Source organism: Stenotrophomonas sp. SORGH_AS_0282, assembly GCF_030818125.1.
GTDB classification, from domain to species: Bacteria; Pseudomonadota; Gammaproteobacteria; order Xanthomonadales; family Xanthomonadaceae; genus Stenotrophomonas; species Stenotrophomonas rhizophila_A.
Window position 1 is genome coordinate 1746867 of the sequence record NZ_JAUTAB010000001.1, and the last position, 23226, is coordinate 1770092.

Consider the following 23226-nt stretch of genomic DNA (forward strand, 5'->3'; position numbering starts at 1 on the left):
GGACAGTCCCCACCGTCCAGGCACCCCATCGCGAGGCGGGCTCATTCTTACTGGCGCAGTTTCCGGATCGCTACGTAAAGTTCGCCAAATCAAACGAAATAAACCATGACCAATAGCCGTGCACCTGCCTGTTCACGTGCCGTAGAGTAGGCGCGGTTCCGCATTGCGGCGCGCGCGAAGATCGATTGATCGATCTACTTCCTGTTATCTCAATCGATCTAGAAAATAATGCCCTCCCTGATTTTCCCGGACTTCGAGGCATATTCAAATTCAGTCAAGGGAATTGACAGCCATATACGGGTTACCGGGCGGAGTGATGGCGCGTGGGTGTTGAATCTGCTCGACCTTGGCGAAGTGATACTGCTGCACGGCATGGACGGCGCCCCCGTGGTGTACCGCGGCGCACCGCTCGCTTCGCGTTTTGCGGCCTATTTGGCGCTGCCGGGAAGCCAGACCGAGGTGGACGGCCAGCACGTGGGCGAGGCCGAGGTCTCCTGGCTGGCGCCACGGATCGAGGTGCATGGCTTCACCCGGGTGCCTGCGCGCTTCCTGTGCATCGACGTGGCCGAGCAGCTGCTGCTGGACCAGGCCGCGCATATCGATGGACTGGAGGTGAGCCGGCTGTACCGCACCGGCAACATCACCTCGACCCCCACCATGGTCGCCGATATCGGCGGGATGGTGCGGCGCGCGCTGGACATCCACGACCGCGACCCGGAGGCATTCGCGCAGCCGGGCGCGCGACGCGCCTTCGCGGCCCAGCTCAGCGCCCTGCTGCTGCAGTGCCACCTGCAGGCCGCCGGCGAACCTGCCGTCGCCCGGCGCGGTCGCCCGCCGCTGCCGCGCCGGGAGATCGTCCGCCGCGGCATCGAGCACATCCAGCGCAGCCTGCGCGGCGAAGCGGCGTTTTCGGACATCCCGTTCGCGGTAGGGGCCTCGCAACGTTCGCTCAACCGGGCGTTCGACGACCTGTTCGGCATGGCGCCGCACCAGTTCTATCTCGTCGAGCGCCTGCATGCGATCCGCAGCGCGCTGCGCTCGGCCGCGCCAGGCGATACGGTCACGGGCATCTGCTCACGGTTCGGGGTCTGGGACCTGGGGCGGATGGCGGCGCTGTATGCCCGCATGTTCGGCCTGCAGCCGGCACAGGAGCTGTCCCGGGCCGTCGGCGGCAAACCGTCGGCGACCGGGGCCACGTCCACGCGCAGGCGCTGAGCCGATATCGCCCTAAAGTTTTCCCGGCGGGTGCCGCTGACGGATATGCAGTCGATCTGTTTTGCCCACGGAAGGGACGCCAGCACCACGGCGGTCTTCGTGAGTCCCCAAGCGTTCTTGCGTACTACCCCGGGCATGTCGCCCGGCGTAGCCCATTGAGCTTGTTGGAACCGAGGAAACATCGATGTCCATCGCAGCCCTGCAGTCGCCGGCGTCCCCCCGCACCGGTGCCTCCACAGCCACGTCTTTCCTGCGCTCGCTGGGCGCGCTCGCCTTCTCGCCGCGGGCCACGCGGCAGGCCAGCACCGCCCTGGCCCAGCGCCATGCCGAACTTGAAGCGCAGGTCGCTGCGCTGCACCGGGTACAGGCGGTGATCGAGTTCGACCTGGAGGGCACCATCCTCCAGGCCAATGACAACTTCCTGCAGACCCTCGGCTACACGCTGGAGGAGATCCGCGGGCGCCACCATTCCATGTTCGTCGACCCGGAGCACGTGCGCAGCAGCGCCTACCGCGAGTTCTGGGCGCGGCTCGGTCGCGGCGAGTTCGATGCCGGCCAGTACCGGCGGGTGGGCAAGGGCGGCCGCGAGATATGGATCCAGGCGTCCTACAACCCGGTGTTCGACAGCAGCGGCCGGCCGGTCAAAGTGGTCAAGTTCGCCACCGACATCACGGCCCAGCAGATGCAGGCGGCCGACTTCGCCGGCCAGCTGGCCGCGATCAATACCTCGCAGGCGGTGATCGAGTTCAGCCTGGACGGCTGCATCCTGTCGGCCAACGACAACTTCCTGGCCACCACGGGCTACGCGCTGGAGGAAGTGCGCGGCCAGCACCATTCGATGTTCGCCGAACCCGAGTACGCCCGGAGCGCCGAATACCGGCAGTTCTGGCAGAAGCTTGGCCGGGGCGAGTATGACGCCGGCCAGTACCGCCGGCTGGGCAAGGGCGGGCGCGAGATCTGGATCCAGGCGTCCTATAACCCGATCTTCGACATGAACGGCCGTCCGTTCAAAGTGGTCAAGTACGCCACCGACATCAGCGCGCAGGTGCGTGATGCGCAGGCGCTGGCGGCTGCTGTCGCGCAGACCCGCGAAGTGGTTGCCGCCGCCCAGGCCGGCGACCTGGGCAGGCGCATCGATGCCGGCGACAAGACCGGCGCCATCGCCGAGCTGTGCGAGGGCATCAATGCCATGGTCGAGACCATGGGCAGCGTCATCGGCCAGATCCGCGTTGCCGCCGACGCGGTGGCGCTGGGCGCCAGCGAGATCGCCACCGGCAATGCCGACCTGTCCCAGCGCACCGAACAGCAGGCCGCGTCGCTGGAGGAAACCGCAGTATCGCTTCAGGGCCTGACAGGCACCGTACGGCAGAGCGCCGAGGATGCCCGACAGGCCAGCCAGCTGGCCGGCGGCGCGGTGGACGTGGCCGCACAAGGGGGCAGGGTGGTCAGCGAGGTGGTCACCACCATGAGCCTGATCAACGCCTCGTCGCGCCGCATCGTCGACATCATCAGCGTGATCGACGGCATCGCGTTCGCGCCGGCGGCGATCGCAGCTGGCATTTCCGCGCCGCAGGCAGATCTGTTGGCCAGCGCGTTTGCCGCCGGCTACGACCCGACCAAGCTGAGCGGCTACCTGGGCGACACCCAGGAACGGGGGTTCCGCGAAGGCGCCGTTGGCCGGGCCCTGGCCGGGGATTTCGGCGGAGGCAACGCCTACCTCATGGGCGTGGCCAACGGTCCGGTCGAGCTCGCTTCGGTGCAGGGCCAGAACCTGATCAACAACAGGCTCCTGGAGGGTGGCGGCGGCATCAGCACCACCGAGCAGGGCCGCGCAGGTATCGCTGCGGACGCGGCGCGGGCTGCCGCCAGCTACGCCAGTGCGAACAGCTCGAATGCTTCTGCGGCGCGCACTCGGCAGGGCATGGCGCTGGACCGCGCCGATGTCTTGGGCGGCGGTGGCGGCCGGCCGTCGAGCAAGGCGCCCAGCGGTTACCGTTGGAACGCTGCGGGGGGACTCGAATTCATCCCCGGCGGCCCGGCTGATCCGGCGAACAAATCCGGTGGCGCGCCGAGCGAGGACGAGCGCAAGGCGGCTGGTTGGCTGGGCCAGGCCAACCGTGCCCTTGCCAACATGCAGGACGCCATGACGGTAAAGAAGTCTGACGGGACGCCGATGCGTGATGCGAAGGGCAATCCGATCTTCAATGACGCTGACACCCCCGGATTCTTCGAGAAGTATTCGCCCAGCGAAGAGCTGGCCAACCGCAGCATGAGCCCGGAGCGCCAGCGCTACTCCAATGCGTCCTCGTCCCTGTCCGAAGCGCTGCTGCGCGCGGCCACCGGCGCCGGCGTCAATGAATCGGAAGCGCGGCAGAAGGTCGCCGAGCTGACGCCGCAGCGCGGCGATTCCGAAGCGGTGAAGCGCCAGAAGATGGCGGGGGCGGCTGGCTACATCGAAGACCTGCGCGCGCGGGCAGGGCGCGCATTGCCGGCCAATCCTACTGGCGGCAGCGCTGCAGCAGCGTTCGGCGGAGCCGCACCCATGCAGGTGGGTGGCGGGGTCCGTCCGACCACCGGCCAGGCTCCGGCAATCGGCACCACCCGGGGCGGCTATCGCTACACCGGCGGTGATCCTGCCGACCGCAGCAGCTGGGAGCGTCTCTGATGGCCGCGCCTTGGGAGGAATACCAGCAGGTCCGCGCAGGTGCACCGGCGAACGCTGTTGCCGCGCCGACCGTCGAACGCGGGCCGTGGGACGACTACCAGCAGGTCAGCGCCAATCTGCCGATTACGGACCTGCCGGCGGTCCAAGCCGAGCGCCCCGATTTCAGCGGGGTCACGGCCACGGTCGACAGCACCGCAGACGGCCGGCAGGCCGACGGTTGGATGGCCGGCCCGCTGCGTGACGCGCTGTTCGGCGCGCGCTCGGTACTGCAGGGCACCGGCAGCCTGATCGGTGCACTCGGCGGGGACGCGCTCGGCGCGCTGGAAACGAAGCTGACCGGGCGGCCGGTGGCCAGCTTCCGCGACAACGCGTCGCGTCTTGCTGATGCCATCGGGTTGCCCCAGGCGCAGACCGCGGGCGACCGCATCTACGGCGACATCGGTGAGGCGCTGACCGGTACGGGCCTGACCCTGGGGGCTGGCGGCTTGGCCAGCGCTGCCGCGCAAGCTCCTGCTCGCGCAGCGCAGGCAGGAATCGCACCTGCGCTGCGGGTAGCGCCGGTCGCCACCAGTCAGGCCGCCCTCATCAACCCGGCACGCGCCGCAGCGACACCGCTGCACCAGGTGGCCGGCAGCGCGCCAAGCCTTGCCCAGCGCGGGGCGGATATCCTCACTGCGCAGCCCGTGCTGCAGGCCATCAGTGCAGCGACCGGATCTGGCGCAAGCGGCGCAGTCCGTGAAAGCGGATACGGTCCTGGTGCGCAGATCGCCGCAGCGCTGGTAGGCGGCCTTGCCCCTTCCGCCGTGGCTGCAGGTGCACCTGCAGCCCTGCGCGGCACCCTGCGTGGTGGCGAAGGAAACAGGGTGGCGCTGGAGCAGGCGATCGACGACTTCGGATCTCTTGGCGCCACTCCTTCGGTCGGCCAAGGAACCGGCGCCTGGTCGCGGCAGGGCTTGGAAAATCTACTCAGCGGCGGCCCGACCAGCGGCGGGGTCATGCGCCAATTCGCCGAACAGCAGAACGAGCAGATCGGGGAGGGGCTTGCTGACATCAGCAACCAGCTCGCCAAGAACATCAGCGGCGAGCGTGCAGGGCGGGCGATCGAGCGCGGCGTGGACACGTTCGCAAAGAACACCAATGCCATGCGCAAAGCCCTGTACTGGCAGGCAGATCAGCACATTCCGAGTGACACGCGGATTGGAGTGACGAACACGGAGCGTGCCCTGGCGGAGCTGACCACGCCCGTGGCAGGCGCCGAGGCCACCACCGCTGCGCAGATCAGCCCGAAGATCCAGCGTATGGCCGACACTCTGGCTGAGGACGTGGCCGCCGCGCAGCAGGCTGGCCAGGCGGGCATCCCCTACGAGGCGGTGAAGCGGATCCGCAGCCAGATCGGTGAGGAACTGTCGGATTTCTCCCTTTCCACCGATCGGCCCACCGCGCAGTTGAAGCGGCTCTACGCATCCCTGTCGCAAGACCTGGAATCGGCCGCACAGGCGCAAGGGCCTGCTGCAGTGGCTGCCGTGAAGCGAGCCAGCAACTACTTCAAGGCATCTGCCGATCGATTGGAAACGCTGGAGCGCGTGGTCGACAAGAACGGCGGTCCGGAGAAGGTGTTCCAGGCTGCGATGGCCGGAACCAAGGACGGCGCGACGACCCTGCGCGCGGTGATGCGTTCTCTGCCGGAGGACAGCCAGAAGGCGGTCAGCGCCGCGGTGATCAAGCGCATGGGCTTGGCCACGCCTGGCGCGCAGAATGCCGCCGGCGACGCCTTCAGCCCCAACACGTTCCTGACTAACTGGGGCAACATCAGCCCGGAAGCGTGGCGCACGCTTTTCGGCCGGTACGGCAAGGAATTCAGCGACAACATGGACAAGGTGGCCAGGGTCGCGGAGCGCATCAAGACAGGCTCCGAGGTGTTCAAGAATCCGAGCGGGACGGCGAACCGCGGCGCGGCGCTGGCCTATGGTGCGTCCCTGGCTACCGCGATCATGTCGGGAAGTGCCTTGATGACGGGGGGGTTGCTGGCCAGTGGCGGTACGAGCAACCTGGCCGCCCGGCTGATGACCAATCCACGTTGGGTGCAGTGGCTCGCAAAGGCGACAGATCGTCCAGTGGGAGCGCTGCCGGCGCAGATCAACGTGCTGAAGCGGATCGCCAAGGAGAACGACGATCAGGACATTGCGGAGGCTGCCGCCAATTTAGCGGAAAGCCCCCCACATGCCGAAGATGGTGGCGATCAAGGCGACCGCTAGGCCGGCAATAATCAGTAGGCCGGCCCAGCCGAAAACGATGTCGTGCCACCAACGGCGCGGCATCGATTTTTCGAGGTTACGCGCGGCTCGGTCTCGATCGACCAACGATTTCGCTTCTGGCGATACAGGGTTCTTGTCCCAGGGGGCGCTCATGGGATGGTCCTCAAGTTCTTGGCGGGATGGTAGCACCGGCTGCGTGGGGCAGCCGGTGCAACGTCAGGTCAACCGACCGTAAATAGGGGCTTGTCGCTAAGGGCTTTGCCGTCACGGGTCAGCCATACCTCATACCGCTGGTAGTAGAAGGGGGAGCCATCAGCCTGTGGGACGGATATTCCGTCCAGACCGAAGCCGGCTCGGTAACCCTCGGCGCCAGGGATGTGGCCCCAGATCTGCGGGCCTCCCTCATCGGGGATTACCAGTGCGGCCCGTGTCGGCCGGCTGCCATCGGTGGTGATGTCCTCCGGCTGAGAAATGCGGAGTTCCACTTTCACCCCAGGGGCGGTGCACAGACCGCGATCCGAAAACCTGCCGTAGACAGCGCCAACGTCATCACCGGCCAGAATTATAGTTTTTGGGTTCGACTGGTGGGGCGTAATTGTTTGCCCAGCCAGGGTCCACCAACCTCGGACAAAAATGAGGGCGCCGTCTGGCGCTTCTTCGCACGCACAACGGATAAACGCATTTGCCGGATAGCTCATTACCTGCTCCTTGGTAGCCCTGGCCATTGCAGGGCGGAAAGGGCCGACCCACGGCCGGCCGTGACGGTGGTCAGACGGCTGCAGTTTGGAAGATTGGCTCCGCGCCAACGACGCGGCCTTCCGGGTCGATCACCCAAACCTGATATGCGGCGTAGTGGAGATAGGGGTAACCATCCGCTTCGTTGTATATCGGGACCTGGTCACCGGCGATGGTGAAACCGTGGCGGTGCTCAAGCACACCCATTATGTGGCCCCAGATTACGGGCTGCCCGCTTTCTTCCACGACGATGGTTCCGGATTTTGGCGAGTCACTGAACGCGGCGCCGGCAACATCCTTAACCCGGAACACCCATTCGTGATCTGGCGCCAAGGTGATGCCGATGGCGCCATCAGCCTTCGAAATAGCCCCGTGGTTCGGCCCAGCGATCGAGAGAATGCTCTTTCTAGGACCGTTTGGGGTCTCAAAGTCGCACCGGAACCACCAATTCCCTTTAGCGAAGAAGAGGCCGCCTTTGGGCACATCCTCTGCCGTGGATTTGACGAACACACTAATCGGAAAGCTCATCACCTTCTCCTTGGCTGAATCGTAATGCCGGCCGCGCTCGGCCGCCGGTTCGCATCAGGGTTACTTCATTCCGCGCAGCGCGCCTAAATAACTGTCGATGTTGGGCTTACCCGAATTCATCTGGTGGGCGAACACCCGCGCAGCCTCTATAGACTGGTCTAGAACCTGTTCAAAGGACGGACCTGCCTTCACGGCGATGCACTGTGCTGCGGCAGCGGCATAGATCTGCTGTACGAGCTGCATCTGCGCTGCTTCCTGCTGAGGGTCGTTGCTCATCTCCATCTCCTTGGCTGCCCCGGCCGATCCAGGGCCTAGCCGCATCCTACACCGTCCGTTGAACCAGCTCCCTGGCCCGGCAGCATGGCCCCATCAGAATCAGGGGCCTGCCCATGTCCACCGAAACCGTCGCAGCCGCCATGGGGGCAGGCAAATACGCCCAGGCCCTCGAAGAGGCCTGCATCCGCTTTGGCATTGTCACGCCGCTGGAGAAGGCCCACTTCTTGGCCCAGGTGGCTCATGAGTCAGACGGCTTCCGCACCGCGACGGAGTACGCCAGCGGCGCCGCCTATGAGGGCCGCAAGGACCTGGAGAACACACAGCCCGGCGACGGGAAGCGGTTCAAGGGGAGGGGCCTGATCCAGGTCACCGGCCGGGCCAACTACCGGACCTACAGCCTCTGGAAGTACGGCGACGAGCGCGTGGTCGTGAACCCGGGGATGCTCGCTGAGCTGCCCGACGCGGTGGACGCCGCCGGCTGGTACTGGACGGTCGCGCGGCCGAAGATCCCAGCCATGGCCAGGGCAGACGACCTCGTCGGCGTAACGAAGGCGATCAACGGCGGCCGGAACGGCTTGATTGATCGCGGGGAGAAGTTGGATAAGGCGAAGCGCCTGTTCGGGTTGGCCGCCTGATGCCGAGCAAGCGCACCAAAGACGCGGCTATCTCGAAGCTGCGGGCCACGCTCAACATGCTTGAGCCCCGGGGCATGTCCGGGACGATCACACCCACCGCCCTCGGCCACATCAAGGCGATGGTCGAAGAAGCCATCGACCTCATCCAGGAAACCGACCCGCTGAAGAAGCGGGTTGCCTTCATCGTCCTGGCGCTGCAGGAGTCCACGAGGATCCACACGGTGGCACTGCGCGGCAAGAACCACGAACGCATCTTGATCGTCGACCGCCCGCTGTACGAGTGGGCGATGAAGCAGGTTCACGAACTTACAAGGATGGCCGCATGACCTTCGCGTCCCGAAACGTAGGTGCTGCCCGTGCCGGCATTGCCACGCTGATCCTGTTCCTGATCGGCATGGGTATGGCCGCGATGCTGGCCGTGACCATCCCCGAGCAAAACAAGGACGCGTTCCTGATGCTCATCGGCGGGCTGAACACCGCCATGGGCGGGATCATCCAGTTCTATTTCAACATCGGCAGTCGCCGATCTGCGGGAGGCTGACGTGAACAGGACGGCCATTGCGGTGCTGGTTTTCGTCGCCTGGTCCGCTGCCATGTTCGGCGCCGGCTGGGCGTGGCGCGGCGATCGCGCCGAGGGCAAAGATGCCCGGCAGGAGGCCAGCGCCAGCGCCGCCCAGGTGCAGCAGGTCAACGACGTGCGCGCCACCGAGCATTCCCAGGCCGAGACCATGGCCGCCATTGGAGCGAAGCATGAAGAAGACCGCGCTGCGGCAACGACCGTCCCTGATGCTGTTGTGGCTGACCTGCGTGCTGACCGCCTCCGGTTGCGCGATGGGTGGGCAAGCTGTGAAACCCAACGCCTGTCCGAAGCCGTCACCGGCGCCAGCGAACGTGATGCGGCAGCCCAGCGCCGAGAAGAGTTTGCGGGAGCTGTTGTTCGAGCAGGTCGAGACGCCGACGACCAGCTCCGTGCCTGCCAAGTCGTAATTGCTGCGGATCGGGCTGGGAGCGGTTGATGGCCGACAAGAAGCTCAAGCTCAAGGATCAGCTGGGTCGAGTGGTCCGGCTCGATGACGGCAACGCCGGCGCGACCCTGGGCAAAAACCTGTACGGCGCCGACGGCAAGCTGCTGAAGGCTTCGGACATCATCAACCCGCCCCAGCAGCAGGGCGGCGCGATCGCGACGGTCTGGAAGCTGATCCGTGAGATCCCGGCGAACATCCAGCGGCTCGCTGCGTTGGTAGGGGCTGGGTTCGCGATCCGGCGGCCCAGCGGCGAGTGGTTGCTACGGACGTTTCAGGCAGGCCCGGGCATCACCATCGAGAACGGTGATGGTGACGATGGGGATCCGGTGATTGGGCTCACCCCGCTGACGAAGACCGCTGACGCGGCGCTCTCCGGGCACCGAATCATCCGCGCCACTGGTCCGACCACCGCCGGGTACGCCTCAGCCTCGATCGAGGCCCATGCCGATGACGTGCTGGGGATGACCACCGGCGCCGCCGCAGCGGGTACTGAGGTGCCGTACGTCACGGACGCCGAGGTGACCGAACCATCGTGGAACTGGACCCCGCTGCTGCCGCTGTACCTGGCGGCCGACGGCCTGATGACGCAGACATCGCCCAGCCTCGGAGAGGCCGAGTTCTCGCTGGTGGTGGGATTTGCCACCGGCACCACCTCTGCGCGCATCCGCATCGAAACCCCCATCTACCTCGAGGACTGAACCATGGCCGCCCCCCGCTTTCTAGCCAACATCGCTGGCCGCATCCGGATGATTGCAACGATCGTCACTTCTGCCGGCGCTGCGGACGCCGAGAAGGTGCCCAGCACCAATGCCAGCGGCGTACTGGATCCGACCGTGATCAACGCCGGCACCACGGGGAACAGCAAGGTGGTCATGACGCTGCCGGATGGCACACTTGACCCCTCGATCATGCCCACCGGAATCGGCGCAGACGTCAAGAACATGCCCGCCTCGGAAGCCTTGGCTGCCAATGCCCTGGTCAACGTCTGGAACGATGCTGGCACGGTGAAGGCGCGCAACGCTGACGCCACGGCCGAAGGCAAGGAAGCCACTGGCTTCGTGAAGGCAGCAGTGGCCTCCGGCGCTACCGCGGCGGTCTACTTCGAGGGGCGTGTGAGCGGGCTGAGCGGCCTGACGCCTGGTGCGCGGCAGTACCTGTCGACCACCCCCGGACAGTTCACTGCCGCGGCTCCCTCGACTGCCGGCAATGTCGTGCAATGGCTCGGTGATGCGATCAGCTCCACCGAGGTGGATTTCGAGAAGTCCAACGCCGTCACGGTGGCCTGAGTGGCAGATCGCCGCCCCCTGATTCTGAGCGCCAATGGCAGGCTGCGCATGCTGCCGGCTGGCGACACTTTGGGCGTGGCAATGGGGGGCACGGGCGCAACCACCGCCGCGCAGGCGAGGGTGAATCTTGGGCTGGGCACGATAGCCACGCAGAACGCCGGTGATTACCTGCCCACTGCGGGCGGCAACCTTACCGGTCCGGTGGTCAGCACCAGTTCGTTCGCCGCCCGCGAGGTCGTGTATTTCGGGGGTGGGGCTGCCAACACGGCCGACAAACTGCGCATGACCAACAGCGGGTCGGCGATCCGCCTGGACGCAGTCGATGCCAACGCCGCTGTGCTCAAGACGATGAATTTCGGCGCTACCGACTACGCTTTCGGGGGCGGCGGTCCGGCGGCTTTTACCGGGTATGTAAAGGCGACCTCCTACCAAGCCTACAACGGCGCTTTCGGCACTCAGACCGGCCATGTGGCGCGCGGCTGGAACAACGGGATTACCCGATGGCTCGACGTAATGGAGGCCGATGGCTCCTTCGCGCTGTACTCCTACGACACGGCGGGCGGAACGCCCACCACCGTCTACAATTTCAAGACCCCGGTGGCCGGCGGGGTAGCGCAAGCGACTTTTTCTGGCGCGCTGACTGCCGTTGGGTCCATCGTTTCCGGCGGCGCTATTTCGACCACTGGATCGGGGGCGTCATTTTCTTTTCAAGACCGCTCTAATAGCGCCAACAAGTGGGACTGGTACGCCACGGCCGGCGTAGCGCGCCTGTGGGCGTCGGGGGCCGGTGACCGCGTGCAGATCAACGGCAGTGGCGAGATATACACCACCAGCAACATCGACGCTGGCGGTGTTACACCAAATACCGGGCGCGCCCGACTCAGCATCGCCGAAGCGGGTCGTACCGGGTATCTCTCGTTCTATCGCAGCACCGGGCAGCGAGCCGGCTACATTGGCTACGCCGGCGCCGGCGCCGACCGCATCAGTTTGGTGCCGGAAGACGGGATCATCGGCTGGCGTGTGGACGGCGACATGCTGCATACCGGCGTCGTCTACTGCAACACCACCCTCAATCTTTTGTGGGCCAACGCCGCCGGCTACGTGCGCGTGCCACGCATCTTTGTCGGCGGCGGCGACCCTGGCGCGGCAGCATCTGATGGCGATGTCTGGATCACATGACAATTTACCGACGCTCTGGTGGGACCTGGATCGGGTCGACTGTGTACGCGCGCATCGGCTCAGGCTTTGCAGCACGCGTGGTGCGGCGCCGGCAAGGTGGGGGATGGGTCTTCGCCAGCAACTTGGTGCTCAGTGGCAACGCCGCACCCAGCAACCATATCGTGGGCCCAGGGTCCGCTTCCAACTCTGCAGGACCGGGGCTGTCTATAAGTGGGGGCTCCGGGAATTACAGCTACAACACCGTTTACCTCTCCGGCTCCACCGGGCTCACCCTTATCAACCCGAACAGTCTCTCCGTTTACGCATCCGTGGTAATGAGCGCCGGCCAAAGCTACGTCACGGCGTACCGCACAACCGCGATCGACAACGTCACCGGACAGACGACGATTTTCGACTGGACCGTCACCCTCACTCACTAGGAGCGCCAAATGAAAAGCCCGCAAGACACGCTACAACGGCCAGCGCCGAGCAACCCTGAAACGGCCGCAGCAGTCACGCAGCAGCAGGTGCAGGCCAAGGTAATTGCTGTGCCGCTACCGCTCGCAAATGCGGTCGTCAATTTCCTGTCGGCGCAGCCGTACAATCAGGTTGCGGGCCTGATCGCCGAGCTGCAGCAGTGCCAACCCTTCGACATCGTGGAGAACGTCCCATGAAGTTTCAGCTCATCAGCCGCCAGACCTCCGAGAGCTTCGGGGCTTTGCCCGATGCCAGGAACACGCAGCTCATCTTCACCGGGGTGATTGAAGAGCCTGGCGCGCCAAGCCCTGGCATGTACTCGAGCAGCATCAACATCGCGGTGACGCAGGCTGATGCGGCCAGCTACGAGCTGGGCGGCTACTACGACATGAGCCTGGTCGAGGCGAGCGAGTAGTAAACCGTGGATGCCTCGGCCAGCGGCCGTCGCTTGAATGGCTCAGGCTATGCGACGGCCTCGAGCAGCTGCTCGGTGTTGTTGCGCGGGGTGTTGACCGCGCGGCTCACGCGGTAGGCTTCCATCGCCGGCGGCTCGCTGGCCAGCAGCATCGCCATGGCGCCGTCGGCGTCGGCCTTCATCCATTCCTCGGCCTGGCCCGGGTTGAGCCAAACCGGCATGCGGTCGTGGATGTCAGCCGACACGCCGCTGCTGTCCCCGGTGATGACGGTGAAGGTGCCCAGGTTGTCATCGCCGAGCAGCTTGCTGGAGTCCTCCCACAGGCCGGCAGCCCACAGTGGCGTGGCGGCATGGATGAACCACGGGTCCTTCTTCCCGTCGTCTGGGTTCACCGACCACTCGTAGTAGCCGGCCATCGGAATCAGGCAGCGCCGCGCCTTGAACGCGCTGCGGAACGCCGGCTTGGTGGCCACCGTCTCGATGCGGGCATTGATGGTCGAGCCCTGCAGGCTCTTCGCCTTGGCCCAGAATGGCAGGAGGCCCCAAGCCAGGCGCTGCACCTGCAGGCCGTCGCCGCGGTCCAGAAGCACCGCGGCGCGCTGCGTCGGCGCCAGGTTGTAGCTGGCAGGCAGGGACAGCAGGTCGCCCACCAGCTGGGGGAAGCCCGGGCTGGCGGCGTCTCGGATCGGGGTCTGGACGAATCGGCCGCACATGGCCTGACCATACTCCAGCCGGGAGCCGGCACCGTTCGCGCGGCGTTGACCGGCTTTCTCATGCCCTGAGCCGGGCCGGGCGTATCGTGGCCGCATGGACACCCCAGACAAGCCCGCGCCGGCCGACCGCCCGGACCCCACGAAGCTCCAGCCCACACTGGGGCACCTGCTGCTGCCCGACAGCCGCACCCCCGAAGAGCAGCGCGCCGCGTCGCTCAAAGAGTCCGCCCGGCGCAAGGGCAGGGGGCGTGGAAAGTGGTGGGAGAAGAGCAACTGAGCCGCCAACGAAAAAGGCCCCGCGTGAGCGAGGCCTGATCGAATTGCGGAGCGGGTCGTTTATTGCGGAGCGAAAACCACCACTCGAAAACCCCGCAAACCATTGGTGCCGAAGGTGGGACTCGAACCCACACGCTTTTAAGGGCGGCGGATTTTGAGTCCGCTGCGTCTACCGATTCCGCCACTTCGGCTGGCTGGCCGCGTAGTGTATACAAACCCGGCCGGATTGGGGAGGTCTGAATCGTTCAGTCGACCCCGGACCTTCATTTTTCCGCGACGTTATACTCATTGCGCTGAACGATACAGGGAGCAGCGATGAGCGCGTTGCAGGGTCTGCGGGTACTGGTGGTGGAAAACGACGCGATGAGCGCGTCGTTGCTCGAGATGCAGCTGATGCACGCGGGTGCGGTGATGGTCGGGCCGGCGTCGTCGGTGGCCGAGGCACTGCACCTGATCGAGGAGGCTGCGCCGCAGATCGTTCTGCTGGATTACCGCCTGGCCAACCACGAGACCAGCGACCCGGTCGCCGATGCGCTGACCACGCTTGGCATTCCTTTCGTGGTGGCCACCGGCATGGCGCATTTCCAGCTGCCCGAAGCGTTCCGCGCGGGCAGGGTGCTGACCAAGCCCTATCTGACCGCTGAGTTGAACCAGGCGCTGACCGCTGCGCTGCAGGATCACGCCGCCTCGGCGTAATCCAGCTCGACCGGCTCGCGGTCGTCCAGGATGCGGTACAACGCGGCCAGGTCCTGCGGATCTGGATTCAGCCACGCATCCAGGTTTTCACGGCGGATCGGCACGATGCAGCGGTCATGCCCGGCCGCGGCCACGTCGCGCGGGGGGGCGTCGGTGATGGCGGCGAACGAGAGCAGGCGGCCTTCGGGGCCTTCCCATTCCGACCAGAGGCAGGCGATCAACAGGTCGCGCGGTGGCTGCGGGCGGAATTCGAGCACCACGTTCCGTGGATTCTCGCCCGGCGCCAGGCTGCGCTGTTCCAGCGCATGGCGGGGCACGTGTTCGTAGAACGATTGCACGACGACGACGCCGTGGTGGTGGCCGAACGCGTTCTTCCAGTAAGCCTCGAGGCTGTCGCGGCGGGCGTTGTAGGTGCCCGGATAGAGCGCGTCGTTGCGTGCGGGCTTGTCGGGCAGGCGGCACTGGTAGCGCATCGGCTTGATCACGCGTTGGCCCTGTTCGGACACGATCACCGGGGCGTATACGCCGGGAAAGATGCGGCTGTCGCGCGGCAGCAGGCCGGTGCGGTGCAGGTCCGCCAGGCGTGCCTGGGCGCGGTCAACGCGGTTGCCGGCAATGCGGATGTCATTGCGGGCCTTCTGGGTGGGGCGGTGCGCCAGGCTTTCTTCGGCCTGCTTCCGGCGTGCGGACTGGACGCGGATTTCCTCGTCCAGCGCCTGCATTTCTTCGGCATGCCATTGCTGGATCTTCGCCACGATATCCTGGCCCTGCGCGGTGCGCGCACCGGCAAAGCCGTCGTCCATGGCCTTGGGGGTCTTGGGGCGTTGCTTGCCGGCGTCATGGGCGTAGAGCTGGGCGAACTCGTCCAGCGAAATGGCGGCGCCGAACTCGCGAACCAGCTTGCTGTAGTCGGCGCGGATCTGGGCGGAATAGCACATGGGCCTGGACCGGAGGGTATCAACTGTGGGTTGATACGCTACCAAACAAAAAGCCCCGGCATTGCCGGGGCTTTCTGCGTTGTATTGGCGTCCCCACGGGGATTCGAACCCCGGTCGCCACCGTGAAAGGGTGATGTCCTAGGCCTCTAGACGATGGGGACGCACGAAAACCTGAATTTAATGCTGCATCCATCCGATCGGCCTAATGACCGGATGTTGGTGGAGCCAGGCGGGATCGAACCGCCGACCTCCTGCATGCCATGCAGGCGCTCTCCCAGCTGAGCTATGGCCCCACGTTGATGCTGCGAGCCGCCTATCATATCGGTGTTTTCCGAAAAGGGAAACACTTTTTTCGACGGATACAAAAAACCCCGGCATTGCCGGGGTTTTCTGCGTTTGATTGGCGTCCCCACGGGGATTCGAACCCCGGTCGCCACCGTGAAAGGGTGATGTCCTAGGCCTCTAGACGATGGGGACGCACGAAACTTTGAATTTTGCTTCTGTCGGACGGCCTATGTCCGGAGAAGTGGTGGAGCCAGGCGGGATCGAACCGCCGACCTCCTGCATGCCATGCAGGCGCTCTCCCAGCTGAGCTATGGCCCCACGTTGTTGCTACCAGCCCGACATTCTAGCGTTGATTTGCCTGAATGGCCAGCTGTTGATGAGTGGCGTCCCCACGGGGATTCGAACCCCGGTCGCCACCGTGAAAGGGTGATGTCCTAGGCCTCTAGACGATGGGGACGCATGAACTCATCAATGTTTCCAACACCTCCGAACGGCCTAAGGTCCGGAGTGGTGGAGCCAGGCGGGATCGAACCGCCGACCTCCTGCATGCCATGCAGGCGCTCTCCCAGCTGAGCTATGGCCCCACGATGCTGGAGGCGGAATTCTACGCGTGTGAAGACGATTCGCCAAGTGTTTTTGCAAACAAAAAGCCCCGACCGAAGTCAGGGCTTTTTGTTTTGTAACTGGCGTCCCCACGGGGATTCGAACCCCGGTCGCCACCGTGAAAGGGTGATGTCCTAGGCCTCTAGACGATGGGGACGCACGAAAAACTCGAATTGTGTTCACTACCTTCCGAACGGCCTAAGGTCCGGAGTGGTGGAGCCAGGCGGGATCGAACCGCCGACCTCCTGCATGCCATGCAGGCGCTCTCCCAGCTGAGCTATGGCCCCACGTCGTGAGGAGCGAGATCATAGCGATGCTGTTTTCGATTGGCAAGAAAAAACTGTCATGACGTTGGCAATCGTTGATGGCGAAGACGCAATGCATTGCTGATCACCGACACCGAACTGAGGCTCATCGCCACCGCCGCCAGCATCGGCGACATCGTGATGCCCAGTGGATACAGCACACCTGCCGCCACCGGAATGCCCAGGCCGTTGTAGAGGAACGCGAAGCCCAGGTTCTGCCGCATGTTGCGCACACTTGCGGACGACAGCTGGCGTGCCCGCAGGATCCCGCGCAGGTCGCCCTTGACCAGCGTGACCTGTGCGCTGGACATCGCCACGTCCGTGCCGTTGCCCATCGCGATGCCGACATTGGCGCTTGCCAATGCAGGCGCATCGTTGATGCCATCGCCGGCCATGGCCACCGTGCGGCCCTGTGCCTGCAGCGCGCGGATCAGTTCGGCCTTGTCCGCCGGGCGCATTTCACCGTGCACCTCGTCCAGGCCCAGCTCGCGCGCTACGGCTTCCGCCGTGGCGGTGCCGTCGCCGGTCGCCATCACGATGCGCAGGCCATCGCGGTGCAGCTGTGCGATGGCTTCGGCGGTGGACGCCTTGATGGGGTCGGCTACTGCAATCAGCCCGGCCAGGGTGCCGTCGACGGCCAGGAACATCACGCTGGCCGCCGCCTCGCGCAATTGCTTGGCATCGGCGTGCAGGAGCTGCAGGGAGATGTGGTGGTCGGCCATCAGCGCGGCGTTGCCGAGCAGCAGTGTCCTGCCTTCAACCGTGCCACGCACGCCAAGGCCGGTGAGCGAGTCGAAGTCCTCCACCGATGCGAGTGGGCGGCCTCGACGGCGCGCTTCGGCGACGATCGCTGCGGCCAGCGGGTGTTCGCTGCCCTGGTCCAGGCTGGCCGCCCGGTGCAGCACGTCGTCGGCCGCGAATCCGGGCACCGGCTTTACGTCGCGGAAGGCGGGCCGGCCTTCGGTGAGCGTGCCGGTCTTGTCCACCACCAGCGTATCCACGCTGCGCAGCGCTTCGATGGCCTCGGCGTCGCGGAACAGCACGCCATGCTGCGCGGCGCGTCCGGTGGCGACCATGATGGTCATCGGCGTGGCCAGGCCAAGAGCGCAGGGGCAGGCAATGATCAACACCGCCACCGCGCTGAGCACCGCATGCGTCCACGACGGGTCCGGTCCGAACAGGCCCCAGCCGAAGAAGGTCAGCATCGCCGCGCCCAGTACCGCCAGCACGAACCAGTAGGCGACCTTGTCGGCCATCCGCTGCATCGGCGCGCGCGAACGCTGCGCCTGCGCCACCAGCTGCACGATCTGCGCCAGCATGCTGTCTTCGCCCAGCCGCTCGGCACGGATCACCAGGCTGCCGGTGCCGTTGAGGGTCGCGCCGATGACGGTATCGCCCACGGTCTTGGCCACCGGCACCGGTTCGCCGGTCAGCATCGATTCGTCCACCGTGGAACGACCCTCCAGCACGCTGCCATCCACCGGTACTTTCTCGCCCGGCCGCACCCGCAGGCGGTCGCCGGGTTGGAGTGCAGTGATGTCCACGTCTTCCTCGTGGCCGTCCTCGCGCAGTACCCGCGCGGTTTTCGGTGCCAGCCCCAGCAAGGCCTTGATCGCCGCCGACGTCTGGGCGCGGGCGCGCAGCTCCATCAGCTGGCCGAGCAGGGTGAGCGAGATGATGATCGCCGCCGCTTCGAAGTACACGCCCACGTGGCCGTGCTGCTGGAACGACGGCGGGAAAAGCCCGGGCGCAATCGTTGCCACCACGCTGTAGCCATACGCGGCCAGCACACCGGTGCCGATCAGGGTCCACATGTTCGGGCTGCGGTTGCGGATCGACTGCGCCCAGCGCTGCACGAACGGCCAGCCTGCCCACAGCACCACCGGCGTGGCCAGCACCAGCTCGATCCACACCCGCACGCCCGGCGGCACGCCGTGCAGCAGCGGGGTCATGGCCAGCATTGCCAGCGCCGGGGTGGCGATGCTCAGCGGCAGGCTCCACCAGAAGCGCCGGCGGAAGTCGGTGAGCTCCGGGTTTTCGCCCTCTTCCAGGCTGGGCATCATCGGTTCCAGCGCCATGCCGCAGATGGGGCAGGTGCCGGGCCCTTCCTGCACGATCTCTGGATCCATCGGGCAGGTGTAGAGCGTGCCGGCCGGTACCGGTTCGGCGATGTGCGAGGCAGGGTCGAGATAGCGCTGCGGCGCGGCGATGAATTTCCGCCGGCAGCCGTCGCTGCAGAAGTGGTAGTCGCTGCCGGCATGCCGGGCGTGGTGCGCGGTGGTGTCCGGGTTCACGTCCATGCCGCAGACCAGGTCCTTGACCGTGTTGCCCGCCGGGGCGCCACCGCCGTGCGCGGCGCAGCAGCTGCCTTTGGGCGCGGTCATCGGTGGGGCTCCGCCAGTGCACCCAGGATCGGGCATTGTTCCAGGCCGCCATGGCCGGGGCAGGCATCGACCAGCTGCTCCAGCGCGGCATGCATGCGCTGCAGCTCGGCGACGCGCTGTTCGATGTCCTGCAGCTTCAGCACTGCCGCCTCGCGAACCTGGGCCATGTCCTGGCCGCGCTGGTCGCTAAGGGCGAGCAGTTCGCCGATTTCCTCCAGGGTAAAGCCCAGCGCCTTGGCGCGGCGGATGAAGCGCAGGCGGGTCAGGTCGGTGTCGTTGAAGACCCGGTAGCCACCGGCACTGCGCTGGGCCGTGGGCAGCAGATGCTGGCGCTCGTAATAGCGCACGGTATCGATGGGCACGCCAGCCTGGCGTGCGAGTTGTCCAATGTTCACGGCGACCTCTCTGGGGAGCAGGCGCACAGTGTGGACCCTGGAGTCTGGTCAAGAGTCAAGGGTTTGCTGCGGCGGCCTCCAATGTCGTTACCGGTCCGGATTTACAACTAGTTTCATAGCTGCCGTGGGGGGCGCTCCGTACGCTCCATTGGAATCGCCGTCAGGCCTTGATCCAGCAGGGTTTGGCGGTCTCAGCAGCCGTTCCAGGAGCGCCGCCATGGAAGCACTTCCCCCCTCTTCATCGCCCACCCACAAGCCCACGTCCCCGACCCTGATGGAAGTCGCGGTGCTCGAATACCCGGGCAGCCTGCGTGCTGCCGCACCGGTGCTGTCCGAACTTGCCCAGCGCTGCAACCGCACCGCTGCGGCGGGTAAACGCACGGGCGCGCGCATGCTGGTGACCCGCTGGACGCTGTCCACGCGTGGGCATGGCATGCAGCGGGTGGCCGGCGCCGAACTGTTCGGCGATACCCCGCCGGCCGTGATCGTGGTGCCGGGTAACGAGCCCAGCTGGCCGCTGATGCAGGCCGACGAACGCATGCTGACCTGGCTGCGCGACTGCCATGATGCGGGCAGCCTGCTGGCGGGCTGCGAAGAGGGTGGGCTGCTGTTGGCCTCGGCCGGGGTCATGACCGGGCGCTCGGTCAGCGTCCCCGACCTGTCGCGCTGCCCGTCGCTGGCGGCGGTGGTGCCGGGCTGGCATCCGAGCGAGCGCGCGCTGGTGGACGACGGCGACCTGCTGACCGCCTCCGGCCCGGATGCATGGAAATACCTCAGCCTGCGGCTGCTGGCCCGGATCTACGGGCAGAGCGTGATGAGCGCGGCCATCCAGCAGCTGCAGCTGGTCATTCCGCGCGGCGTGCAGGAAGACCTGGAGCGCTTCAGTCCGAACTTCGCCCATGGCGACCGCGGCATCCTGAAGGCGCAGCGCTGGCTGCACGGCATCGCAGCGCGTGGCGTCACCCTGCAGGACATCTGCGACGCGGCAGGGCTGGAGCCGCGCACGCTGCAGCGGCGCTTCCTGAAGGCCACCGGCCTGCGTCCGATTGCCTACTGCCAGCGGCTGCGCATCGCAAAGGCGCAGCTGCTGCTGCAGGCCGGTGGTGCGGTCGATGAGGTGTCGTGGGCGGTGGGGTACTCTGACCAGAGCGCCTTCCGCCGGCTGTTCCTGCGCATCGTCGGAGTGACCCCGGCGCGTTACCGGCGGCAGATTTTCGCGCAACGGCGCGAGCGTCCCCGCAGCCCGCTTGCGCAGCTGCAGGGCGAACCGTTGCGCCCGGCGGCCTGAGCCGCTGCGCCAGTGGCTGCAGGGTCAGGCAGATGCGTCTACCCTGTGGGCCATTCGCCGTTCGCGTGCATTCCAGGAGTTGCCATGTTGTTGAAGACCTCGCCCGTGCTGGGCTCCGTGCTGAGCGCTGCATTGCTGCTGGCAGTCGCTGGCTGCAGCCAGGCCCAGCAAAGCCCCGCCACCGCGAAGGCGACGGCCCAAGCGGCATCCGCGAAGAGCGCCAACCGGCCGGCCGTGCTGCAGGGCATCGAGAAGCAGGGCTTCGAGGTCATCGGTGAATTCGACGCACCCGGCGGCCTGCGCGGCTTCGCTGGCGTGGTCGGCGGACAGCAGCCCGCTGCGGCTTACGTAACGGCCGACGGCAAGAATGTGATGGTCGGCACGCTCTTCAATGAGAAGGGTGAGGATGTCGGCGCGGCGCCGCTGGAAAAGCTGGTGGCCAAGCCGATGTCGGACCGGATCTGGAAGCGGCTGGATGGCAGTGCGTGGGTGCGCGATGGGCGCGCCGATGCCCCGCGCGTGGTGTACACCTTCAGCGACGCCAACTGCCCCTACTGCCATCGCTTCTGGGAAGCAGCGCGGCCGTGGGTGGACAGCGGCAAGGTGCAGCTGCGCCACGTCATGGTGGGCGTGATCCGCGAGGACAGCCCGGCAAAGGCGGCCGCGATCCTGGGCGCGCCCAATCCAAGCGCGGTGTTCCTGCAGAACGAACATGACTTCAGCAAGGGTGGCATCAAGCCGGCCGCGACGATCACGCCGGCGCTTGCCAACAAGCTCGACGCCAACCAGGTGTTGATGGTGGAACTGGGCTTCCAGGGCACGCCCGGCATCCTGTTCCATGATGCGCAGGGCATGGTGCAACGCGTGTCCGGCATGCCGCAGGGCGAGGACATGGAAAAGGTGATGGGCCCGCGTTGATCTGAATCAAGGTCGACCCGCATGCGCGCAGCCACACTGCGCGCATGGCGTTTGACAACGTAAAACTTCACGAAAAACTCACTCCTGACTTGTTACTCAGGGCGCTGGCGTGCGCAGCTTCTGCGCGTCACCCGGGATGAGGAGGGAATCCCACGCGGGTGCACTGCCGATGGCAGCATGGCGATTGCAACATGTCGCCGGAATTACTGCGGTCGTCGTTCTCCTGCGGAGCAGTACCGGGTTGCCGTTATCGGCCGTGCGCGTGAGCGCAGCCGACACCGGCAGTATCGTCTGCAGTTCAGGGAGGACGTGATGCGTTGCGCTGCCGTGCTGCTGTTCTCTGCCCTGGCGCTTTCCGCGATGCCGGTGCATGCGCAGGATTCCGCCGACGCCCTGCGCCAGGACATCCGCACCCTGCGACAAACGCTGGAGGCGATGGAAAAGCGCCTGGATGCGCTGGAAACCGCAGAAGGCCGCGCGCCTGCGCAGCGTCCCGAGGTGACCGCGGTTGCGCCCACGGCGATCACGCCGTCCGCCACACTTCCCCATGCAACCACCGCCCAGGTGCCCGGCACCGGCCAGGCCATCCTGCCGCCGCGTGATTCAGTGGCCGATCCGTCATCGGCCGCCTCGCGGCCGGACAGTGTGGCCGGCCCGACCGATCCGGAACTGAAAGGGTTCCTGGCCATCCCCAATACCGACACGCTGATCCGCATCGGTGGCTATGCCAAGCTCGATGCGATCGTGGATACCCGTGCGGCCGGGGACGAGGATCAGTTCGTGACCTCCACCATTCCGGTGGGCAGCGCTCACCGCGATGTCTCCAACTTCAACCTGCATGCCAAGCAGACCCGTTTCAGCTTCGAAGCACGCCGCCCGACCAGCCGCGGCAACCTGCGCTTCTACCTGGAGAACGACTTCTTCGGCAGCAGTGACGGCTACCAGTTCCGGCTGCGGCATGCCTACGGGCAGCTCGGCAACACCTACGCCGGCTATGGCTACGCCACCTTCATGGATGCCGACAGCCTGCCCGACACGCTGGACTTCGCCGGTCCCGGCGGCGCCGGCTACCTGCTGGTGGCCGGCATTCACCACAGCTTCGCGATGGGCAAGGGCAACACGTTGACGGTGGCGGCCGAAGATCCCGACGCACAGCTGGCGGGGACCACCGATGCAACGGTAGCCGCCAACCGGCTGCCGGACGTGACCGTTACCGCGCGCCTGGAGCGCGACTGGGGCCACCTGCAGCTGGGTGGCGTGGCGCGCAGCCTTGGCTACGACGGCGACCAGCGCGACGACCGCCGCTTCGGCGGCGGCGTCCAGCTCAGCGGTTCGGCGTCGGTCGGCGAACAGGACCTGCTGCTGTTCGGCGCGCTGGGCGGCAAAGGCCTGAGCCGCTATACCGCCGACCTCACCGGTTCGGACCTGGATGCGGTGATCGGCCAGGACGGGCGCCTGCATGCGCTGTCACTGCAGGGCGGCTTCGTGGGTTACACGCACTACTGGTCGCCGCTGTGGCGCTCGAACCTGATCTACGGCCAGCTCACGATGGCGCGCAACGCCGCGCTCGCGGCCGATGCGTTCCGCCAGAGCCGGTACGGGGTGTTCAACCTGATCTGGAGCCCGGCGCCGTCGTGGACGATGGGCATGGAAGTGCTGTACGGGCAACTGGAACAGCAGGACGGACAACGCGCCGACACGGTGCGGGTGCAGGGCAGCCTGCAATACAACTTCATCAAGTAGCGGAGAGACCGT

At 66.2% G+C, this 23226-nt stretch carries 26 protein-coding genes and 9 tRNA genes; 18 read left to right on the forward strand and 17 right to left on the reverse strand.

The genetic code is table 11. The annotated features are described in order from the left end of the window. Window positions 1–330: 330 nt before the first annotated feature. The 3 genes from QE395_RS07685 (at window position 331) to QE395_RS07695 (ending at window position 6135) form a co-directional block, all read left to right on the forward strand. Window positions 331–1215 (forward strand): AraC family transcriptional regulator, encoded by an 885-nt coding sequence (locus QE395_RS07685; RefSeq protein ID WP_306988309.1) that lies wholly within the window; start codon window positions 331–333, stop codon window positions 1213–1215. Between the two features lie 184 nt (window positions 1216–1399). After that, window positions 1400–3880, forward strand: a complete 2481-nt coding sequence (locus QE395_RS07690) for a methyl-accepting chemotaxis protein (RefSeq protein ID WP_306988311.1) — start codon at window positions 1400–1402, stop codon at window positions 3878–3880. Then, window positions 3880–6135 carry a hypothetical protein gene (locus QE395_RS07695; RefSeq protein ID WP_306988313.1) on the forward strand — a complete coding sequence of 752 codons (2256 nt, stop codon included), beginning with the start codon at window positions 3880–3882 and terminating at the stop codon, window positions 6133–6135. Before QE395_RS07690 ends, QE395_RS07695 begins: the two co-directional genes overlap by 1 nt. Here QE395_RS07695 and QE395_RS07700 read toward each other — a convergent pair. The 4 genes from QE395_RS07700 to QE395_RS07715 all read right to left on the reverse strand — a co-directional run bounded on the left by QE395_RS07700 (window position 6082) and on the right by QE395_RS07715 (window position 7674). Further along, a complete protein-coding gene (locus QE395_RS07700; protein WP_306988315.1) occupies window positions 6082–6288 on the reverse strand; it encodes a hypothetical protein in 207 nt (68 codons plus the stop codon). The genes QE395_RS07695 and QE395_RS07700 overlap by 54 nt on opposite strands. Before the next feature lie 68 nt (window positions 6289–6356). Continuing rightward, window positions 6357–6833 carry a hypothetical protein gene (locus tag QE395_RS07705; RefSeq protein WP_306988317.1) on the reverse strand — a complete coding sequence of 159 codons (477 nt, stop codon included), beginning with the start codon at window positions 6831–6833 and terminating at the stop codon, window positions 6357–6359. Window positions 6834–6903: 70 nt separating this feature from the next. Beyond that, window positions 6904–7398 (reverse strand): hypothetical protein, encoded by a 495-nt coding sequence (locus QE395_RS07710; RefSeq protein ID WP_306988319.1) that lies wholly within the window; start codon window positions 7396–7398, stop codon window positions 6904–6906. 60 nt (window positions 7399–7458) lie between these two features. Next, window positions 7459–7674 carry a hypothetical protein gene (locus QE395_RS07715; protein ID WP_306988321.1) on the reverse strand — a complete coding sequence of 72 codons (216 nt, stop codon included), beginning with the start codon at window positions 7672–7674 and terminating at the stop codon, window positions 7459–7461. A gap of 113 nt (window positions 7675–7787) precedes the next feature. Here QE395_RS07715 and QE395_RS07720 point away from each other — a divergent pair, with 113 nt between their 5' ends. Genes QE395_RS07720 through QE395_RS07765 form a run of 10 tightly spaced genes read left to right on the forward strand, consistent with a single transcriptional unit; the run spans window position 7788 to window position 12670 of the window. Next, on the forward strand, window positions 7788–8309 hold the full coding sequence (locus QE395_RS07720) for a hypothetical protein (protein ID WP_306988323.1): 522 nt from the start codon (window positions 7788–7790) through the stop codon (window positions 8307–8309). Further along, entirely contained in the window at window positions 8309–8635 is a 327-nt protein-coding gene (locus QE395_RS07725) for a hypothetical protein (protein ID WP_306988324.1), read from the forward strand. The genes QE395_RS07720 and QE395_RS07725 overlap by 1 nt, the downstream gene beginning before the upstream one ends. Beyond that, window positions 8632–8850 (forward strand): hypothetical protein, encoded by a 219-nt coding sequence (locus QE395_RS07730; RefSeq protein WP_306988326.1) that lies wholly within the window; start codon window positions 8632–8634, stop codon window positions 8848–8850. The genes QE395_RS07725 and QE395_RS07730 overlap by 4 nt, the downstream gene beginning before the upstream one ends. Window position 8851: 1 nt before the next feature. Further along, window positions 8852–9325 carry a hypothetical protein gene (locus tag QE395_RS07735; protein ID WP_306988328.1) on the forward strand — a complete coding sequence of 158 codons (474 nt, stop codon included), beginning with the start codon at window positions 8852–8854 and terminating at the stop codon, window positions 9323–9325. Next, window positions 9325–10032: a hypothetical protein gene (locus QE395_RS07740; protein ID WP_306988330.1), complete on the forward strand. Its 708-nt coding sequence runs from the start codon at window positions 9325–9327 to the stop codon at window positions 10030–10032. Before QE395_RS07735 ends, QE395_RS07740 begins: the two co-directional genes overlap by 1 nt. 3 nt (window positions 10033–10035) lie before the next feature. Then, window positions 10036–10620 (forward strand): hypothetical protein, encoded by a 585-nt coding sequence (locus tag QE395_RS07745; protein ID WP_306988332.1) that lies wholly within the window; start codon window positions 10036–10038, stop codon window positions 10618–10620. Next, window positions 10621–11799, forward strand: a complete 1179-nt coding sequence (locus QE395_RS07750) for a hypothetical protein (protein WP_306988335.1) — start codon at window positions 10621–10623, stop codon at window positions 11797–11799. 41 nt (window positions 11800–11840) lie between these two features. Continuing rightward, a complete protein-coding gene (locus tag QE395_RS07755; RefSeq protein ID WP_306988337.1) occupies window positions 11841–12218 on the forward strand; it encodes a hypothetical protein in 378 nt (125 codons plus the stop codon). 9 nt (window positions 12219–12227) lie between these two features. Continuing rightward, window positions 12228–12452, forward strand: coding sequence for a hypothetical protein (locus QE395_RS07760; RefSeq protein ID WP_306988339.1), 225 nt, complete (start codon window positions 12228–12230; stop codon window positions 12450–12452). Further along, window positions 12449–12670 carry a hypothetical protein gene (locus QE395_RS07765; RefSeq protein WP_306988341.1) on the forward strand — a complete coding sequence of 74 codons (222 nt, stop codon included), beginning with the start codon at window positions 12449–12451 and terminating at the stop codon, window positions 12668–12670. The genes QE395_RS07760 and QE395_RS07765 overlap by 4 nt, the downstream gene beginning before the upstream one ends. A 47-nt stretch (window positions 12671–12717) precedes the next feature. Here QE395_RS07765 and QE395_RS07770 read toward each other — a convergent pair whose 3' ends face one another. Next, on the reverse strand, window positions 12718–13383 hold the full coding sequence (locus tag QE395_RS07770; RefSeq protein WP_306988343.1) for an SOS response-associated peptidase: 666 nt from the start codon (window positions 13381–13383) through the stop codon (window positions 12718–12720). 94 nt (window positions 13384–13477) lie between these two features. Between QE395_RS07770 and QE395_RS07775 the strand changes: the two genes are divergently transcribed. After that, the gene (locus tag QE395_RS07775) at window positions 13478–13660 is read left to right on the forward strand and encodes a hypothetical protein (protein WP_306988345.1); all 183 of its coding nucleotides are present in this window, start codon (window positions 13478–13480) and stop codon (window positions 13658–13660) included. Window positions 13661–13763: 103 nt separating this feature from the next. On the opposite strand, the gene QE395_RS07780 is transcribed toward QE395_RS07775, so the two are convergent. Continuing rightward, window positions 13764–13850, reverse strand: a tRNA-Leu gene (locus tag QE395_RS07780). 124 nt (window positions 13851–13974) lie between these two features. Between QE395_RS07780 and QE395_RS07785 the strand changes: the two genes are divergently transcribed. Beyond that, window positions 13975–14355, forward strand: coding sequence for a response regulator (locus QE395_RS07785; protein WP_093535930.1), 381 nt, complete (start codon window positions 13975–13977; stop codon window positions 14353–14355). Here QE395_RS07785 and QE395_RS07790 read toward each other — a convergent pair. From QE395_RS07790 to QE395_RS07840, 11 genes are all read right to left on the reverse strand, one after another. Next, window positions 14337–15293 (reverse strand): SOS response-associated peptidase family protein, encoded by a 957-nt coding sequence (locus QE395_RS07790; RefSeq protein WP_306988348.1) that lies wholly within the window; start codon window positions 15291–15293, stop codon window positions 14337–14339. The genes QE395_RS07785 and QE395_RS07790 overlap by 19 nt on opposite strands. 85 nt (window positions 15294–15378) lie before the next feature. Beyond that, window positions 15379–15454 (reverse strand) — tRNA-Glu (locus QE395_RS07795). A 56-nt stretch (window positions 15455–15510) separates the two neighbouring features. After that, window positions 15511–15586 (reverse strand) — tRNA-Ala (locus QE395_RS07800). Window positions 15587–15694: 108 nt separating this feature from the next. Continuing rightward, window positions 15695–15770 (reverse strand) — tRNA-Glu (locus tag QE395_RS07805). Window positions 15771–15820: 50 nt separating this feature from the next. Next, window positions 15821–15896: transfer RNA gene (locus QE395_RS07810), tRNA-Ala, on the reverse strand. A gap of 63 nt (window positions 15897–15959) precedes the next feature. Next, window positions 15960–16035, reverse strand: a tRNA-Glu gene (locus tag QE395_RS07815). Window positions 16036–16086: 51 nt separating this feature from the next. Next, window positions 16087–16162 (reverse strand) — tRNA-Ala (locus tag QE395_RS07820). Between the two features lie 100 nt (window positions 16163–16262). Then, window positions 16263–16338 (reverse strand) — tRNA-Glu (locus tag QE395_RS07825). Window positions 16339–16392: 54 nt separating this feature from the next. Further along, a tRNA-Ala gene (locus QE395_RS07830) sits at window positions 16393–16468 on the reverse strand. Between the two features lie 56 nt (window positions 16469–16524). Continuing rightward, complete coding sequence (locus QE395_RS07835; RefSeq protein WP_306988350.1) at window positions 16525–18870, reverse strand: heavy metal translocating P-type ATPase; 2346 nt, start codon at window positions 18868–18870, stop codon at window positions 16525–16527. Further along, a complete protein-coding gene (locus tag QE395_RS07840) occupies window positions 18867–19265 on the reverse strand; it encodes a heavy metal-responsive transcriptional regulator (RefSeq protein WP_095362675.1) in 399 nt (132 codons plus the stop codon). The genes QE395_RS07835 and QE395_RS07840 overlap by 4 nt, the downstream gene beginning before the upstream one ends. Before the next feature lie 217 nt (window positions 19266–19482). Between QE395_RS07840 and QE395_RS07845 the strand changes: the two genes are divergently transcribed. The 3 genes from QE395_RS07845 to QE395_RS07855 all read left to right on the forward strand — a co-directional run bounded on the left by QE395_RS07845 (window position 19483) and on the right by QE395_RS07855 (window position 23214). After that, window positions 19483–20553: a helix-turn-helix domain-containing protein gene (locus QE395_RS07845; protein WP_237334251.1), complete on the forward strand. Its 1071-nt coding sequence runs from the start codon at window positions 19483–19485 to the stop codon at window positions 20551–20553. 84 nt (window positions 20554–20637) lie between these two features. Then, window positions 20638–21471 (forward strand): thiol:disulfide interchange protein DsbG, encoded by an 834-nt coding sequence (dsbG, locus tag QE395_RS07850; protein WP_095362674.1) that lies wholly within the window; start codon window positions 20638–20640, stop codon window positions 21469–21471. Between the two features lie 360 nt (window positions 21472–21831). Continuing rightward, window positions 21832–23214: a DcaP family trimeric outer membrane transporter gene (locus QE395_RS07855; RefSeq protein ID WP_306990454.1), complete on the forward strand. Its 1383-nt coding sequence runs from the start codon at window positions 21832–21834 to the stop codon at window positions 23212–23214. Window positions 23215–23226: the final 12 nt, after the last annotated feature.

Bases quoted from the DNA above. Each gene is read 5' to 3' on its own strand.
- QE395_RS07845 (WP_237334251.1), top strand. From the start codon at position 19,483: ATGGAAGCACTTCCCCCCTCTTCATCGCCCACCCACAAGCCCACGTCC.
- QE395_RS07855 (WP_306990454.1), top strand. From the start codon at position 21,832: ATGCCGGTGCATGCGCAGGATTCCGCCGACGCCCTGCGCCAGGACATC.
- QE395_RS07785 (WP_093535930.1), top strand. From the start codon at position 13,975: ATGAGCGCGTTGCAGGGTCTGCGGGTACTGGTGGTGGAAAACGACGCG.
- QE395_RS07715 (WP_306988321.1), bottom strand. From the start codon at position 7,674: ATGAGCAACGACCCTCAGCAGGAAGCAGCGCAGATGCAGCTCGTACAG.
- QE395_RS07695 (WP_306988313.1), top strand. From the start codon at position 3,880: ATGGCCGCGCCTTGGGAGGAATACCAGCAGGTCCGCGCAGGTGCACCG.
- dsbG (WP_095362674.1), top strand. From the start codon at position 20,638: ATGTTGTTGAAGACCTCGCCCGTGCTGGGCTCCGTGCTGAGCGCTGCA.
- QE395_RS07710 (WP_306988319.1), bottom strand. From the start codon at position 7,398: ATGAGCTTTCCGATTAGTGTGTTCGTCAAATCCACGGCAGAGGATGTG.
- QE395_RS07720 (WP_306988323.1), top strand. From the start codon at position 7,788: ATGTCCACCGAAACCGTCGCAGCCGCCATGGGGGCAGGCAAATACGCC.
- QE395_RS07775 (WP_306988345.1), top strand. From the start codon at position 13,478: ATGGACACCCCAGACAAGCCCGCGCCGGCCGACCGCCCGGACCCCACG.
- QE395_RS07790 (WP_306988348.1), bottom strand. From the start codon at position 15,293: ATGTGCTATTCCGCCCAGATCCGCGCCGACTACAGCAAGCTGGTTCGC.
- QE395_RS07745 (WP_306988332.1), top strand. From the start codon at position 10,036: ATGGCCGCCCCCCGCTTTCTAGCCAACATCGCTGGCCGCATCCGGATG.
- QE395_RS07705 (WP_306988317.1), bottom strand. From the start codon at position 6,833: ATGAGCTATCCGGCAAATGCGTTTATCCGTTGTGCGTGCGAAGAAGCG.
- QE395_RS07725 (WP_306988324.1), top strand. From the start codon at position 8,309: ATGCCGAGCAAGCGCACCAAAGACGCGGCTATCTCGAAGCTGCGGGCC.
- QE395_RS07770 (WP_306988343.1), bottom strand. From the start codon at position 13,383: ATGTGCGGCCGATTCGTCCAGACCCCGATCCGAGACGCCGCCAGCCCG.
- QE395_RS07760 (WP_306988339.1), top strand. From the start codon at position 12,228: ATGAAAAGCCCGCAAGACACGCTACAACGGCCAGCGCCGAGCAACCCT.
- QE395_RS07835 (WP_306988350.1), bottom strand. From the start codon at position 18,870: ATGACCGCGCCCAAAGGCAGCTGCTGCGCCGCGCACGGCGGTGGCGCC.
- QE395_RS07690 (WP_306988311.1), top strand. From the start codon at position 1,400: ATGTCCATCGCAGCCCTGCAGTCGCCGGCGTCCCCCCGCACCGGTGCC.
- QE395_RS07765 (WP_306988341.1), top strand. From the start codon at position 12,449: ATGAAGTTTCAGCTCATCAGCCGCCAGACCTCCGAGAGCTTCGGGGCT.
- QE395_RS07740 (WP_306988330.1), top strand. From the start codon at position 9,325: ATGGCCGACAAGAAGCTCAAGCTCAAGGATCAGCTGGGTCGAGTGGTC.
- QE395_RS07730 (WP_306988326.1), top strand. From the start codon at position 8,632: ATGACCTTCGCGTCCCGAAACGTAGGTGCTGCCCGTGCCGGCATTGCC.
- QE395_RS07700 (WP_306988315.1), bottom strand. From the start codon at position 6,288: ATGAGCGCCCCCTGGGACAAGAACCCTGTATCGCCAGAAGCGAAATCG.